At 72.1% G+C, this 15,389-nt stretch carries 12 protein-coding genes; 6 read left to right on the plus strand and 6 right to left on the minus strand.

The window, feature by feature from the left end; translation table 11 throughout:
- Nucleotides 1–8 precede the first annotated feature (8 nt).
- Nucleotides 9–2,093, minus strand: coding sequence for a YhgE/Pip family protein (locus ACWD10_RS12770; RefSeq protein ID WP_451089950.1), 2,085 nt, complete (start codon nucleotides 2,091–2,093; stop codon nucleotides 9–11).
- Nucleotides 2,065–2,907 carry an ATP-binding cassette domain-containing protein gene (locus ACWD10_RS12775; protein ID WP_451089952.1) on the minus strand — a complete coding sequence of 281 codons (843 nt, stop codon included), beginning with the start codon at nucleotides 2,905–2,907 and terminating at the stop codon, nucleotides 2,065–2,067. The genes ACWD10_RS12770 and ACWD10_RS12775 overlap by 29 nt, the downstream gene beginning before the upstream one ends.
- 234 nt (nucleotides 2,908–3,141) lie before the next feature.
- Here ACWD10_RS12775 and ACWD10_RS12780 point away from each other — a divergent pair, with 234 nt between their 5' ends.
- From ACWD10_RS12780 to ACWD10_RS12790, 3 genes are all read left to right on the plus strand, one after another.
- Nucleotides 3,142–3,693, plus strand: coding sequence for an SAV_6107 family HEPN domain-containing protein (locus ACWD10_RS12780; protein ID WP_451089954.1), 552 nt, complete (start codon nucleotides 3,142–3,144; stop codon nucleotides 3,691–3,693).
- A 180-nt stretch (nucleotides 3,694–3,873) separates the two neighbouring features.
- A complete protein-coding gene (locus ACWD10_RS12785) occupies nucleotides 3,874–4,635 on the plus strand; it encodes a methyltransferase (RefSeq protein ID WP_451089956.1) in 762 nt (253 codons plus the stop codon).
- Between the two features lie 321 nt (nucleotides 4,636–4,956).
- On the plus strand, nucleotides 4,957–5,358 hold the full coding sequence (locus tag ACWD10_RS12790) for a DUF3040 domain-containing protein (RefSeq protein WP_451089958.1): 402 nt from the start codon (nucleotides 4,957–4,959) through the stop codon (nucleotides 5,356–5,358).
- 171 nt (nucleotides 5,359–5,529) lie between these two features.
- Here ACWD10_RS12790 and ACWD10_RS12795 read toward each other — a convergent pair whose 3' ends face one another.
- The 4 genes from ACWD10_RS12795 to ACWD10_RS12810 form a co-directional block, all read right to left on the minus strand.
- Nucleotides 5,530–7,962 carry a transglutaminase TgpA family protein gene (locus ACWD10_RS12795; RefSeq protein WP_451089960.1) on the minus strand — a complete coding sequence of 811 codons (2,433 nt, stop codon included), beginning with the start codon at nucleotides 7,960–7,962 and terminating at the stop codon, nucleotides 5,530–5,532.
- Nucleotides 7,959–9,512 (minus strand): DUF58 domain-containing protein, encoded by a 1,554-nt coding sequence (locus ACWD10_RS12800; protein ID WP_451089962.1) that lies wholly within the window; start codon nucleotides 9,510–9,512, stop codon nucleotides 7,959–7,961. The genes ACWD10_RS12795 and ACWD10_RS12800 overlap by 4 nt, the downstream gene beginning before the upstream one ends.
- Entirely contained in the window at nucleotides 9,512–10,564 is a 1,053-nt protein-coding gene (locus ACWD10_RS12805) for an AAA family ATPase (RefSeq protein WP_451089964.1), read from the minus strand. Before ACWD10_RS12805 ends, ACWD10_RS12800 begins: the two co-directional genes overlap by 1 nt.
- A 214-nt stretch (nucleotides 10,565–10,778) precedes the next feature.
- Entirely contained in the window at nucleotides 10,779–11,384 is a 606-nt protein-coding gene (locus ACWD10_RS12810; protein WP_451089966.1) for a beta-class carbonic anhydrase, read from the minus strand.
- A gap of 381 nt (nucleotides 11,385–11,765) precedes the next feature.
- Here ACWD10_RS12810 and rsmH point away from each other — a divergent pair, with 381 nt between their 5' ends.
- The 3 genes from rsmH to ACWD10_RS12825 all read left to right on the plus strand — a co-directional run bounded on the left by rsmH (nucleotide 11,766) and on the right by ACWD10_RS12825 (nucleotide 15,370).
- Nucleotides 11,766–12,722, plus strand: coding sequence for a 16S rRNA (cytosine(1402)-N(4))-methyltransferase RsmH (gene rsmH / locus ACWD10_RS12815; RefSeq protein ID WP_451089968.1), 957 nt, complete (start codon nucleotides 11,766–11,768; stop codon nucleotides 12,720–12,722).
- Nucleotides 12,723–12,819: 97 nt separating this feature from the next.
- Nucleotides 12,820–13,398 (plus strand): septum formation initiator, encoded by a 579-nt coding sequence (locus ACWD10_RS12820; RefSeq protein ID WP_451089970.1) that lies wholly within the window; start codon nucleotides 12,820–12,822, stop codon nucleotides 13,396–13,398.
- Nucleotides 13,399–13,402: 4 nt separating this feature from the next.
- A complete protein-coding gene (locus tag ACWD10_RS12825) occupies nucleotides 13,403–15,370 on the plus strand; it encodes a peptidoglycan D,D-transpeptidase FtsI family protein (RefSeq protein ID WP_451089972.1) in 1,968 nt (655 codons plus the stop codon).
- Nucleotides 15,371–15,389 lie beyond the last annotated feature (19 nt).

The following is a 15,389-nucleotide window of genomic DNA, read 5'->3' on the forward strand; positions in this document are numbered from 1 at the left end:
CACGGCGCTCACAGGCTCAGCTCGGGGTGCAGCCGGTCCAGGGTCCACACCTGCCGCTTACGGGCCGAGAGCGCGGTCAGCGCCAGAGCACCCGCCGTGAACGCCGCCAGGACCACGCACGCCTGCCATACGGGGCCGAGCCCACCGCCCGAGATCAGCCGGCGCAGCGACTCGACGACGTAACTCATCGGCAGGTAGGGGTGGATGGCATTGAAGAACCCGGGGCTGGTCTGCACCGGATAGGTGCCGCCCGCCGAGGTCAGCTGGAGCATCAGGACCGCGAGCACCAGGATCCGTCCGGCCGCCCCGAACCGGGCGTTCAGCCACTGCACGATGGCCGCGAAGCACGCCGTGACCAGGACGAGGAACCCGATCGTTCCGGCCGCCCGGGCCATCTCCAGACCCAGCCCCCAGTGCAGCACCGACATCAGCGCCGCCACCTGTAGCGCCCCGAGGGCCACCACCGGCAGCCAGCCCGCGACCGCGATGCGCCAGGCCGAGGCACCGGCCGCGAGGGCCCGCCGGTTGAGCGGCTGGATCAGCATGTACGCGACCATCGCACCGACCCACAGGGACAGCGGGATGAAGTACGGGGCGAACCCGGTGCCGTAATTGGGCGCCTTGTGCATGGACTTGGCGGCGAGCTGGACCGGGTCGGCCATCACCTCGGTGCGCTGCTCGCGGTCCTTCTTGTCGTAGTCGGGGATCTTCGCCACACCGTCGTGCAGCCCTCCGGCCAGCTCACCGGAGCCGTCGACCAGCTTGAACATGCCTCCGTTGAGGTCGTTCGCACCGGTCTTCAGATCGCCGACGCCGGAGTCGAGGTCGGTGGCGCCCGTCTTGGCCGAGCCGAGCCCGGTGTGCAGCTTTCCGGCGCCCTTGGCGACCGCCTTGGCGCCGCGGTTCAGCTCGTTGATCCTGGCCACGGCGTCCTCGAGCTGCTCGTCGAGGTGCGGCGCCCGCCGCGCCAGTTCGTCGGCCTTGTCCTGGAGCTTCTTCAGGTCGCGGTCGAGCGCGGAGACGTCGCCGTTGTAGTCCTGCACCACGGCGTTGAGGTCCTCGGCGATCTTCGCCGTCTTGGCCGCCGCGTCCCTGGCCTCCTTGAAGGCGGGGCAGTTGGGGTCGGGGACCGGGGACTTCTCGCAGCGCGCCGTGTAGAAGCCGTTCATGGTGTCGGAGGCCTTGCGCGCGTCCTCGGCGGCCCCGGGGGTCACCTTCACGAGCGTCTCCAGGTGGTCCCGCACGGCCGAGGTCGAATCCGAGACGAGACGAGCCGTATCGCCGATGGTGTCGCCGTTGTCCTTCAGGTACGGGCGCACCTTGTCCGCCGTCGCGTTCACCTTGTCGGCCAACTCCTGGGTGCCGTCCGCGACCTGGCGCGTGCCGGTGCGCAGTTCACCCGAGCCCTTGTGCAACTCCTTGATGCCGCTCGCCAGTTCGCCGCTGCCGTCCTTGGCTTCCGTGAGGCCGTCGGCGAGCTTCTTGGAGCCCTTCTCCGCCTTGCCAACGCCGTCCTTGAGCCGGTCGGCGCCCTCGGCGGCCTCCTTGGTCTTGCCGTGGATGTCGGAGAACGAGATGAAGATCTTGTCGAGGAAGCCGCGGGACGTCTTCGTGGACGCCGCGGTGCGTACCTCGGAGAACACCGTCCGGGAGATCTGGCCGACGATGTAGTTGTTGGCGTCGTTCGTCCGTACCTGTAGTGCTCCCGTTTCCGGGGAGTCGCCCGAGCTGGACGCGATGCGCTTGCTGAAGTCCGGAGGCATGGTCAGGGACAGGTAGTACGTCCCGTCCTCCACGCCCTTACGGGCCTCCTCGGCGCTCACCTCGTGCCACTGGAAGGTCTTGCTGTCCAGGAGGCCCTCGGTGATGGAGTCGCCCGCGACGACCTTCTCGCCGCCCGCCGTGGCGCCCTTGTCGTCGTTGACCAGTGCCACGGGAATCCGGTCGAGACGGCCGTACGGGTCCCAGAACGACCACAGGTACAGGGCCCCGTAGAGCAGCGGCAGCAACAACAGCGCCACCAGAGCGGCCCGCGGCAGCTTCCCCCTGCCGAACCGCCTGAGCTCAAGCGCGGCCAGTTTCGGCGAGCGCATCGGCCTCCCCCTTCTCGTCGTTCTCGATCTCGTTCTCTTCCGCTGGGGTGCGGGTGGTCGCTGCCGCGGTCTCTTCTTCTGTGGCGCCGGTGGCCTCGTCGGCTGCGGGCGCGGCGGTCGACACCACGACCGCGCCCTCCGGTGCCTCACTGCACACCGCGACGACGGTCGTTCCGGCCGTGGCCACCGACTTCAGGAGCGCCCACGCCTCGGCCCGCTCGGCGTCCGAGAGCTTCAGGTCCACGTCGTCGACGCCGAGCAGCCGCGGCTCGGCGATCAGGGCGAGCGCCACGGAGAGCCGCAGCGCCTCGATCCGCTCCAGGTCCCGCACGGCGGTGCGGCGCCCCTTGGGCAGCGTGCCGAGGTCAAGACCGGTGGCCTCCAGTGCTGTGTCGATACGCAGCTGTGTCGCCGCCTTCCGCTCGGCGCGGGGACGCAGCAGCGCGCGCAGCGAACCGCCGAACCGCCGCTGAAGCAGGGCGCGTTCGTGGATGTGCTCGCCGACGGTCAGCGAGGGGTCGAGATCGGTGACGCCCGGCGTGTGGCCGAGCGCGCTGACCCGGCGTACGGCGGCCATTTGCTTGGGCAGTCGCAGTCGGCCGATGCTCGCGTGGCCCTCGGTCGGCTTCATCCGCCCGGTCAGTGCCAGCAGCAGACAGCTCCGGCCGGAGCCGGACGGCCCTTCCACGGCGATGAGCGCGCCGGGTGCGGCGTCGATGTCGACCCCTCGAAACGCCCAGCCGCGGGGGCCCTTGAGGCCGAAGTCCGCGGCTGAGACGGATATGCCGGTGGGTGCCGCATGCGGCCGTTCCACAGACCTTCCCCCCTCTTCCCAACTCTTTGAACTGACTGGTCAGTACAAAACTGTATCGGGTCGCCCCGAGCCCGTGCACCCCACCCCCTCCGGCGACTCCCGACGCGGGGTCAACTCACCGCAACCGAACCCACGATCGAGGCAAAAGTGCAGGTCAGAGCCGATTGTCAGTGGCGTACTTCACGATGGGGTCATACGGCCACAGAGCCGTCACACGACGACAGGAGGTTCGTCATGGCCAGTTCGTACGCAGCAGCCGCACGCCGGCACCGCGCCACCGGCCCTGCCCCCTCACTGAACGGTCCGGCGAGCGACGTCCACCCGGTCCTGCGCCGGTCCACCGCGCCGCCCGAAGCGCTCGACCTGCTCTCCCAGGCCCACACCGGGCTCGACGATGCCGCGGGCCTGGAGACGCCCAACGAGCGCTATGCGGCCGCGCACCTCGCCGCGCTGCGCACCGCCGCCGCCGTACTCGCCGTCCGCGGCCGCCCGGAGAGCAGCGAGCGCCGCCGTCGGCGGATCCGCAGCGCCTGGGAGGTCCTGCCGGAGATAGCGCCCGAACTCACGGAGTGGAGCGCCCTGTTCGCCTCCGGCGCCCGCCGCCGCGCCCGCGCCGAGGCCGGTATCCAGGGCGCCGCCAGCGCCCGCGACGCCGACGACCTGCTGCGCGACGTGGCGATGTTCCTGCGCCTGGTGGAGCGGATGCTGGCCCTCCAGCCGATACTGCCCACCCCACGGCCGCAGTCGGAGCCACCGGAGCGGCCGGCCGCCGAGGGACCGGCCTGACACCGGGCGCGCGGTGACCCGGCGGTATGGGGCACCGCGACGCGGGGCGGCACGGGGGACCGGGCAGTGGGCCGGAGGCAATAGGGTGGAACCACCTGCGCCTTCCCCATGCCAACCGGGCCGGGGAAGCCCCCGATCAGCTCCGCCACCGGGCGGTGCCGTGCCGAGGAGTCAACTGCCGTGTCGGACCCGATGCGCCCCCGCGCTTCTCTCCGTACCGCCGTGGTCTGGGAGGTCCTGAAGGACGCCCTCGACCGTCAGGTCAAGGCGACGGGTCGGGAGTCCCTGGACGTGCTCGACACCGGGGGCGGCAGCGGCAACTTCGCGGTGCCCGTCGCCGTCCTCGGCCACCGGGTCACGGTCGTCGACCCCAGCCCGAACGCCCTGTTCGCCCTGGAGCGCCGTGCCGCCGAGGCCGGCGTCGCCGACCGGGTACGCGGCGTGCAGGGCGACGCCCACGGCCTGTTCGACGTCGTCGAGCGCGGCGGCTACGACGCGGTGCTGTGCCACGGCGTCCTGGAGTACGTGGACGACGCCGCCGAGGGTGTACGGAACGTGGTCGCCGCACTCCGCGAGACCGGCTTCCTGAGCCTGCTCGCGGCCGGTCTGGGCGGTGCGGTCCTGACCCGGGCCCTCGCCGGGCACTTCACCGAGGCACGGCAGGCGCTCACCGACCCGGACGGCCGCTGGGGCGAGGGCGACCCGGTGCCGCGGCGCTTCACGGCCGAGCAGCTCACCGAGCTCGTGGCCGACTGCGGCCTGCGGATCGGCGCGGTGCACGGCGTACGCGTCTTCGCCGACCTGGTCCCCGGCGTCCTCGTGGACACCGAGCCCGGGGCCCTGGAGGAGCTGCTCAAGCTGGAGGCCGTCGCCGCCGAGCAGCCCGCGTTCCAGTCGGTCGCCACCCAGCTTCACGTACTCGCCGAGAAGTTCGGCGATTAGCACAATGCGGGCCGGTTTCTCCGCCTCCACCGCCCGCGCGTCGGACTTTCGTCCCCGCCGGTCCGCCTGATCAGCGGTGGAGCCGCACATGGAGTACGCCACAGGCCCCCCGAACAGGCGGCCCGCACCGTATGATCGAAGGACACCGTCCGGCATGACGGACCGGCCACCGGGGAATCCAGATCCCAGCACGGCCGTTTCGTTCATGACGGGCCCAACGGCGAATTGGCGTAGAGGGGCGGGTTTCACGGGGGCGATTCCCTGCCTATCCTGAAGGGGACCCCCGGTCGCCCCCGGCGACTGCACGATGAGGAGGACTCCGTGCCGCTCTCGGAGCACGAGCAGCGAATGCTCGAGCAGATGGAGCGAGCGCTGTACGCCGAAGATCCCAAGTTCGCGACAGCGCTTGAGGGAAGCGGGCTGCGTACACACACCCGGCGACGGGTCTACCAGGCGGTCGCGGGCTTCCTGGTAGGTATCGCGCTCCTCATGACCGGAATGGTCGCCCAGCTCTGGTGGATCAGCGTGGTGGGCTTCCTCGTCATGCTCGGATGTGCAGTGCTCGCGGTCAGCGGTTGGCGCAAGGCGCCCAAGCCCGGGGAGCAGCCCGCTCAAGGAGCGGCGCCGCCAGGGTCCGGCCGTCGCCAAGGTCGGCAGCGACGATCCATGATGAACCGGATCGAGCAGCGCTGGCAGAGGCGGCGGGACGAAGAGGGGCACTGAGGGGCTCCACGAGACACCTGTTCACGAGATTTCTCGTCCTGGGTGAGGGGCACACGCATCGCGCGTGTGCCCCTCACCCATGTCTGTGCCATCCATGTGTGTGCCACCCATGTCTGTGCCCTGACACCTGAGCGCGTTCCGCTCACCGATGCCGTCGTGCCGACGTACTGCTCAGCCCTGCTGCTTCCCCGGGCGACGCAGTAGCGAAGTCCGGCGCTCCAGGCCGCGGAAGCGGGCGCTCCAGCGCCCCTTGAAGGCCGTCCAGCGGGCCTCGCAGGCCCAGGCCACCCTGACAGCCGAGCGGGGGGCGAGGAGTGCGCGCAGCCGCGTACTCCGTCCCGCCTGGGCCCGTAGCCCGGCACGCACCCGGCGTACGTCCTCGGCCAGGCCCGGCGTGGGCCGCGGGCTCGGCGCGTAGAGCACCTGCTCCACCGCCGTCGCCACCCGGTGCACGGAATCCGCGGCCGCCGGGTCGAGCCGACCGAGCCTGACGATGCGCTCGGCCGTCCTGCGTGGCGTCCGGGAGTCGTCCGGCCGTATGCCGAGGTCCCACGCCGTATCGGTCAGCTCCCGCCAGGCCGCAAGCGTGCGCGCCGTGACATCCCCGGCGGTACGCCCGGCGGCGCCGAGCCGCACGCTGCGCGTCCGGGTCCGCCACAACAGGGGCAGCAGCGGCACAAGCAGCACCCCCAGGGCAGCCAGACCCACGCTCACGATCGTGCCGATGGGCGGACCGTCGTCACCGCCTCCCGTGCCTCCCTGAGGGCTGGTCCCGCCGCACTCGCCGGACCTGCGCATCTGGTCCGGGCAGCTCTCCGACGGCGAGGCCGACGGGGCCGTGGACGGCTCCGCCGAGGCGGACGGCACCGGGGCGACGCTCTCGCCCGAGCTGTCCGTCGGGATCTCCGGGCGGGTGTACTCGGGTGTCGTGCCGCGGCTCGGCGTGGGCTCGAAGCGGGTCCAGCCGACCCCCTCGAAGTACAGCTCGGGCCAGGCGTGGGCGTCCCGCAGGCCCACCGACATCGTGCCGCCGGACCCCGGGGCGCCCGGCGTGAAGCCGACCGCGACCCGCGACGGTATGTCCAGGGTCCGGGCCATCGCCGCCATGGAGAAGGCGAAGTGCACGCAGAAGCCCTGCTTTTCCTTCAGGAACCGGCTGATGGCCGCCGCGCCGCTGCCCGCCCGCACCTCGGTGTCATAAGTGAAGCCGCCCTCCGAGGAGAACCAGTCCTGGAGCTTCACCGCGCGCTCGTAGTCGTTCGCCGCGCCCTTGGTGACCCTCCGGGCCGTGGCGGACACGTCCTGTGGCAGCGAGTCGGGGACCCCGCCGTAATCCCGGAGCATCGAGCGGCGCGGCGCCGGTGCCGAGGCGAGCTGCTCCCGGGTCGGCTGCACGATCAGGCTCTTGACCTGGTACTGCTTGCCGCGCGTCGTCTGACCGCCGTCCCCGACGAGGGTTCGGCCCTCCGGCTCGTACCGCCAGCGGCCGTCGATCTCCACCTCGGTCGCCGGATAGGGCATGGGCAGCCAGTCCTGCGCGTACCAGCCCGCCGCCGAGATGTTCGTCTGTACTTCAGTGGTGCGTACGTCCGGGGTGAGCCCCGGAGGAGAGGGCAGACGGCTCGGTACGTCGAAGATGCGCCGCTCGGCCGGTTTCCACGCCGTCCCGTCGAACTGGTCCAGGGACACGATCCGCAGATACAGGTCCTCGGTCTGCTCGGCGCTGGTGCGGTACGAGAGCACCTCGCGGTCCTCGGGCTGGTTCAGGCTGTTCTGCAGTGAGACCAGGGGGTTCACGGCGGAGATGGTGCCGCCGGGGTCCGTGCCGCCGCGCCGTGCCGCGTTGTCGAGCAGACCGCCGTCGAGCGACGGCAGCGCGGCGGGCACCACCAGGGCGATGCCCAGGGCGAGTACGCCGATACGACGGCCGGTGCGGACCGGGGCGATGGCGCCCGCGCTCCCGGCCGGTACCGCGGAGAGCCCGCCCGGCCCGGCCGTCCTGCCGGAACCGCCGCCGAAGATCCGTCCCCACTGCGAGAGCCGGTCCCGCCCCTCCGCCAGGAGCAGCAGCAGATAGCCGCCCGCCGCGGCCAGGAACCACACCCAGCCCGCCCCGCCCTGCGAGAGCCCGGCGGCCACCGAGTACAGCGCGAGCAGCGGAAGACCCGCCGGGGCGGCGCTGCGGAACGTCACGGCGAGCGCGTCCACGGCGAGGCCGATCACCAGGACCCCGCCGACCAGCATCAGCCGGATGCCCTGGCTGAGCGGGGCCGGAATGGCGTACTTGCCGACGTCCATCGCGCCGGACTCGAAGAGCACGCCGAAGCTCTCGAAGGCCTCGGGGCCCGGCAGTACCCCGCCGACCGCGTGGTCGCTCACGAACACCAGCGTGAGCAGCAGCAGCGTCACCACGGCCTGCACGATCACCGTCAGCGGCCGGGGGAGCGGCACCCGCCGCGCCAGGGCCCCCGCCCCGGTCTGCAACCCCAGGAGGATCGCCGCCTGCACGATCCACGTGGCCGGATCGACCAGCGGCAGCAAAGCGCACGAGGCGAGCAGCGTGGCCGCCATGGCGCACAGGGCAAGGCGTGCGCTCCCACTCATGACCGTCCCCCCGTCGAACCCATCCCCGTGCCCGGACCCATCCCCGCGCCTGCGTCCGGCCCCGGCCCCGTACCCGAACCTGCGCCCGCGACCGAGCCACCCGCACCCGTACCCGAGCCCGCACCCAACCCCGGACCCGAGCCCACACCCGAGCCCAAACCCGAACCCATGCCCGCCGCCGCAGCGCCTCCCGGACGCGCACCCGGATCAGCCGCACCGCCCGCTCCCGTGCGCTCCCGGTCGGCCAGGCGCCACAGTTCCGTGAGGCCCGCGCCCGGCGGTACGCCGAGGGCCGTCCAGCCCGCCTCGCGCAACTGCCGCAGCCGCTCGTCGAGTTCGGGTGTCGTCTCGAGGCCCTGCGCCCAGGCGTCGCTGTCCAGGACGAACGCCACGGCCGCGCCGCTGCGCTGCCGCATCCGGGCGGCCACCGCGGCCTGCTCCTCGTCCAGGTCGCCGAAGAAGGCGACGAGCAGGCCCTCGTTACCGCCGCGCAGCACGTCGTACGCGCGCGACAGGCCCGTGTCGTCCGACTGGTCCACCACCGCCAGGGTGTCCATGAGGAGCCCGGCGGCGTCCGCCGACTCCTGGCCCGGGCCCGCGAACCCGTCCGAGCCCTCGCCCGGCACCGCCGTGCCGCTGTCCGTCAACAGGCGGACGGAGAAGCCGCGTTCGAGCATGTGCACCAGCGTGGAGGCGGCGCCCGAGACCGCCCACTCGAAGGCCGAGTCGGGCCCCGCGCCCCGGTGCGCGCAGCGGCGGGTGTCGAGCAGGACCGTGCAGCGGGCGCGCTGCGGCTGCTCCTCGCGGCGCACCATCAGCTCGCCGTACCGCGCGGTGGAGCGCCAGTGCACCCGGCGCAGGTCGTCGCCGTGCCGGTACCCGCGCGGGATCACGTCGTCCTCACCCGCCAGGGCGAGCGACCGCTGCCGCCCGTCGCCGTACCCCTGAGCCTCCCCGGAGAGCCGCACCGGAGGCAGCGCCGTCACGCGCGGGATCACCGTCAGGGTGTCGTACGCGCTGAAGGAGCGGGTCAGTTCGCACATCCCGAAGGGGTCGGTGAGGCGCAGCTGGAGCGGGCCCAGGGGATAGCGGCCGCGCAGGTCGGAGCGGACCCGGTAGGACACCTCGCGTCGCCCGCCGGCCTCCACCCGGTCGAGCACGAACCGTGGCCGCGGGCCGAGCACATAGGGCACCCGGTCCTGAAGCATCAGCAGCCCGGTGGGCAGCCGCGAGACGTTGTCGATGCGCAGCTGCACCCGGGACTCGGAGCCCGTGGGCACCCGCGCGGGCGCGAGCCGCCGCGACCCCGCCACCCGGTACCGGGTGCGGTACAGGACGACCGTGCACACCAACGGCAGTACGGCGAGCAGGAGTCCGACCCGCAGCAGATCGCTCTGCCCCAGGACGTACGCGCACACGGCGGCCGCGACCCCGGCGGCCAGGAAGGAGCGGCCCCGGGTGGTCAGCCCCGAGAACGCGGTGCGCAGGCCGCCCGTGCCCTCGTCCCCGGCACCGGAACCGGCCCGCGGCGACGTCCCCCCGGCCGTCATCAGAGCCTCCGCGCGCCGGGCGGCCGATGGCCGTACGCCGCGGCACCCGGCACATCCGGACGGCCCCGGTCGAGGCCGCCGGGCGCGTGGGCCGCCGGAACCGGGGTGCGCTGGAGGATCTCCAGGACCATCTGCTCCGCGGTGCGCCGGTTCAACTGCGCCTGTGCCGTGGGCAGCAGACGGTGCGCCAGGACCGGGACGGCGAGCGACTGCACATCGTCCGGCAGGGCGAACTCCCGGCCGTTCAGGGCGGCCGCCGCCTTGGCGGCGCGCAGCAGGTGCAGGGTCGCCCGCGGCGAGGCGCCGAGCCGCAGGTCCGGGTGGGTGCGGGTGGCGGCGACCAGGTCCACGGCGTACCGGCGCACCGGCTCGGCGACGTGCACCGTGCGCACCGCTTCGACGAGCTTGACGATGTCGTGCGCGTGGGCCACCGGCTGCAGGTCGTCCAGCGGCGAGACGCCGCCGTGCACATCGAGCATCTGCAGCTCGGCCTCCGGGCTCGGATAGCCGATGGACACCCGGGCCATGAAGCGGTCCCGCTGCGCCTCGGGCAGCGGGTAGGTGCCCTCCATCTCGACCGGGTTCTGGGTGGCCACCACCATGAACGGGTCGGGCAGTTCGTACGACTGGCCGTCGATGGTGACCTGGCGCTCCTCCATCGACTCCAGGAGTGCCGACTGGGTCTTGGGCGAGGCGCGGTTGATCTCGTCGCCGATCACGATCTGGGCGAAGATGGCGCCCGGCTTGAACTCGAAGTCGTGCTGCTGCTGGTCGTAGATGGACACCCCGGTGATGTCCGAGGGCAGCAGGTCCGGCGTGAATTGGATGCGCCGCACCGAGCAGTCGATGGACCGGGCCAGGGCCTTGGCGAGCATGGTTTTGCCGACGCCCGGGACGTCCTCGATCAGCAGATGACCCTCGGCCAGGAGCACGGTCAGCGCGACCCGTACGACCTCGGGCTTGCCCTCGATCACACCCTCCACCGACCGGCGTACCTGCTCAGCGGTGGTGGTCAGATCTGTGAGGCTCGCTCGATCTTCATAGGTCGTCACCGGCCCTCCTCGGCCCTCTTCCTGCGGGCCGATGCCATCCGTGCGACCCGGCCCTCCCCGAAATACGGACGCCACGCGGGATTCGTTCCGACGCGATGTCTTCCCCGCATTCTTGTTGCCGTTACCGTGCCGTGTCACTCGCCTGTGGATAACTCACGGCGATATGTGGGTCCTTCACGGCTTTTCGGAGCCGGACCGGGCGGTCGGCGGACCGTCAGGCCGGGTCGATCTCGCGCAGCAGACCCGTCTTCACGTCGAACACGAAACCTCGTACGTCGTCGCGGTGCGGCAGGAACGGGGAGGTCCGCACCCGCTGCATCGACTGCCGTACGTCCTGGTCGACATCGCGGAACGCCTCCACCGCCCAGGCGGGCCGCTGGCCGACCTCGTCCTCCAGCTCGTGCCGGAAGTCCTCGGTGAGGGTGAGCAGGCCGCAGCCGGTGTGGTGGATCAGGACGACGCTGCGGGTGCCGAGCGCACGCTGGCTGATGGTGAGGGAGCGGATCACGTCGTCCGTGACCACGCCACCCGCGTTCCGGATGGTGTGGCAGTCGCCGAGGGACAGGCCGAGCGCGTCGTGCAGGTCGAGGCGGGCGTCCATGCAGGCGACGACGGCGACCTTGAGGACGGGGCGGGCGTCCATGCCGGGGTCCACGAAGCCCGCGGCGTACCGCTGGTTCGCCTCTACCAGGCGGTCGGTGACGGTGCCGGACATCGAGCCTGTGGGGTCGGTGGGCAGAGGGAAAGAAGTCGACATAGCTATGACAGTAATGCGCACACCTGAAGCGAGCCTGGTGCGAGAGGGGACAAAGAACGTCAACGGATCTTGTTGTGAGCCAGTGCACAGGTGGCGCGGGCGGGCCCCGTACGGGTGAACCCCGGTCGCACGCGACGCGCACGACGGTGGTGCGGCCGGAGATTGACCGGGGGACAGCGTGGACTAAAGTGACGCGAAGCGGGAGGCCGGAAGCGCTCCCTGCGGAACAGTTCTCCCCGGAGATCCCGTGCAGACGATGGCGGCGACGGCATCGTCTCGTGATCCCCACATTCCACGCGCACGCGCGGCGTGTACGTACGGCTCGGCCTCCTCCCGCTCCCGGTCGGCTGACGCCATCTCGATCGGCGCCAGACGGCCGCTTCCCCTTCGAGCGGGCGGGGACCCGGCGGTGCGTACCCGCGGCGCCGGACCTGAGAGGGTGCATTGAGCAACAGCCGACACGTCCCGGTGATGCTCCAGCGGTGCCTGGACCTGTTGGCCCCGGCCCTCGAGCAGCCGGGAGCCGTCGTCGTCGACTGCACCCTCGGCCTCGGCGGCCACAGCGAGGCCCTGCTCTCCACCTTCCCCGAGGCACGGCTCGTCGCCCTCGACCGGGACAAGGAGGCGCTGCGCCTCTCCGGCGAGCGGCTCGCCCGCTTCGGCGACCGGGCCACCCTGGTGCACGCGGTCTACGACGAACTCCCCGACGTACTGGACCGCCTGGGCATCCCGAGCGTGCAGGGGATCCTCTTCGACCTCGGCGTCTCCTCCATGCAACTGGACGAGGCCGACCGCGGGTTCGCCTACGCGCAGGACGCGCCGCTCGACATGCGCATGGACCAGACGACCGGCCCGAGCGCCGCCGAGGTCCTCAACACCTACCCGCCCGGCGAACTCGTGCGGATCCTGCGGACGTACGGCGAAGAGAAGCAGGCCAAGCGCATTGTTTCGGCCATCGTGCGCGAGCGCGACAAGGAGCCGTTCACCAACAGCGCCCGGCTCGTCGAGCTGATCCGGGACGCGCTGCCGCAGGCCGCCAAGCGCACCGGCGGCAACCCGGCCAAGCGCACCTTCCAGGCGCTGCGGATCGAGGTCAACGGCGAACTGACCGTCCTGGAGCGGGCGATCCCCGCGGCCGTGAAGGCGCTCGCGGTCGGTGGCCGGATCGCCGTCCTGTCGTACCACTCGCTCGAGGACCGCCTGGTCAAGCAGGTCTTCGCGGCGGGCGCCGCCAGCACGGCCCCGCCCGGTCTGCCGGTCGTGCCCGAGCGCTACCAGCCGCGGCTCAAGCTGCTCACCCGCGGCGCCGAGCTGCCTACAGAAGAAGAGGTCGCCGAGAACCGGCGGGCCGCCCCGGCGCGGCTGCGCGGGGCGCAGCGCATCCGGGAGAACATCGAGTGAGCGGTGTGACCGGTGTGAGCCGCGGCCCTCGGGCCGCCCGCAGCCGCGTCGCCGGAGAGGTTCTGATCACCGGAGAGGTTCTGGAGGAGGGGGTCGGATGAGCGGCAAACCACCGATCCGGGGGAGGGCCGCGCGGCTCGCCCGGCTGCTGCCCACCGGGTCCTCCGGCGCGGCGCGTACCCCCTTCGTACTGCTCGTGGTGGTGCTGCTCGGGGGTGGCCTGATCGTGCTCCTGATGCTGAACTCCTCCCTCAATGAAGGGTCGTTCCGGCTCAGCAAGCTCAAGAAGGAGACCACCGAGCTCACCGACCGGCAGCAGGAGCTGCGGCGCGAGGTGGACGCCTACTCGGCCCCGGGTGAGCTGGAGCGCCGCGCCCGCGAGCTCGGCCTGGTGCCCGGCGGCAACCCCGTCTTTCTGAACCCCGACGGCAGGGTGCGCGGCAAGCCCGCCGAGTCCTCCCTGCTCGGGGCACCGCCGCCCGCGGGGTCTGCCACGTCGATGACCACGGCGTCCGCCACGGACTCGGCCGAGCAGACCGCCGAGCCGACCGCCGCCCTCGCCCACGGCGCCGCCGACCCCGGCCGTTCCGTGACGCTCACCCGCCCCACCACCTCGGCGCACGGGCGCACCGCCCCGTCCGGCCCCGCGGCCGCGCCCCCGACCTCCGGCAGGTGATGCCGTGACCGACCGACAGCCGCCCCGCCGCCGGGTCCCCGGCCCGTCCCGCCCCGCCCCCCGGGGCAACGAGCGTCCCCGGAGCCGCCCCGGACCCGGCGCCCGCCCGGCCGCCCGCAGGCCGCGCCCCGCGGGACCGCCGCGGCCGGCGCCCCGCACCATCCGGCTCGGCAGCCCGCGGCCCCGGCTCCGCCTGGTCAGCCTCGGGCTCGCCCTGGTGATGCTGGTCTTCGTCGTACGGCTGCTTCAGGTGCAGGGCGTGGACGCGAGCGCGTACACCGCGAAGGCGGAGCAGAACCGCTATTTCACGCACACCCTGGCCGCCGAGCGCGGCGAGATCACCGACCGGAACGGTTCCGAGCTGGCCGTCAGCGTCGACGCGTACGACATCACGGCCGACCCGTCGATGTTCACGCCGGAGCGGACCAAGGTCGAGGACGCGCCCGAGCAGGCGGCCGCGCTGCTCGCCCCGATCGTGAACCGGGACGCGGCCGACGTCGCCCGCGCGCTCAACAAGGAGGACAGGCGCTACGCCGTCCTCGCCCGGCGGCAGCCGCCGAAGGTGTGGAAGCAGATCAAGGATCTGAAGAACGCCCTCCAGGAGAAGGCCGACGAGTCCGGCCGCGGCAATGTGCTCGCCGGTGTCTTCCAGGAGCCGAGCAGCAAGCGGATCTATCCGAACGGCGACCTCGCCGCCGGGATACTGGGCTGGGTCAACGCCAACGGCAAGGGTGGTGGCGGCGTCGAGGCGCAGCTCGACAAGGCCCTGGCGGGCGAGGACGGAAAGATCACCTACGCCCAGTCCGGTGGCCGCCGGGTGCCCACCGCGGGCGGCCGCGAGACCCCGGCGACGCCCGGCTCCGACATCGAGCTGACCATTGACCGGGACATCCAGTGGGCCGCCCAGAAGGCGATCTCCGAGCAGGTCAGCAAGTCCGCGGCCGACCGCGGGTACGTCGTCGTACAGGACACGAGGACCGGCGAGATCCTGGCGCTGGCCAACTCGCCCGGCTTCGACCCGAACGACCTGTCCAAGGCGAACCCGGACAACCTCGGCAACCCGGCGCTCCAGGACGCCTACGAGCCCGGCTCCACCACCAAGCTGGTCTCCCTGGCGGCGGTCCTCGAAGAGAACGCGGCCACGCCCGACACCCATGTGACGGTGCCCAACCGGCTGCACCGCGGCGACCGGGCCTTCAAGGACGACGTCGACCACCCCACCTGGTACCTCACCCTGAACGGGGTCCTGGCGAAGTCCAGCAACATCGGCACCATCCTCGCCACCCAGCAGCTCGGTGACACCCAGTCCGAGGCCAACAAGGTCCTGTACTCGTACTTCCGCAAGTTCGGCTTCGGCAGCCCCACCGGGCTCGGCTTCCCCGGCGAGACCCCCGGGATCCTGGCCAAGCCCGAGGACTGGTCGACCTCGCAGCAGTTCACGGTCGCGTTCGGGCAGGGCTTCGCGGTCAATGCCGCGCAGGCCGTCTCGATCTACCAGACCGTCGCCAACGGCGGCGTCCGCGTGGAGCCGAGCCTGGTACGCGGCACCAAGGGGCCCGACGGACGGTTCACGCCCGCGCCGAAGCCGAAGAAGAAGCGGGTGATCAGCGAGAAGACCGCCTCGACGCTCGCGAAGATGCTCCAGTCCGTCGTGGACGACGAAGGGGGCACCGGCAACAAGGCCCGGATCGACGGCTATCGGGTCGCGGGCAAGACCGGCACGGCCAACCGGGTGGACCCGGCCAGCGGCCGCTACAAGGGCTACACCTCGTCCTTCGCGGGCTTCGCGCCCGCGGACAAGCCGCGTATCGCGGTGTACTGCTCCATTCAGAACCCGACCAGGGGCGACTACTTCGGCGGCCAGATCTGCGCGCCCATCTATCAGGAGGTGCTGGAGTTCGCCCTGAAGACGCTCCGGGTGGCGCCCACCGGGAGCAAGGCCCCGGGCCTCCCGGTGACCTTCAAGCCCTAGGACTGACCGGCCGCCTCCG

It is taken from the genome of Streptomyces sp. NPDC002851 (assembly GCF_053591935.1).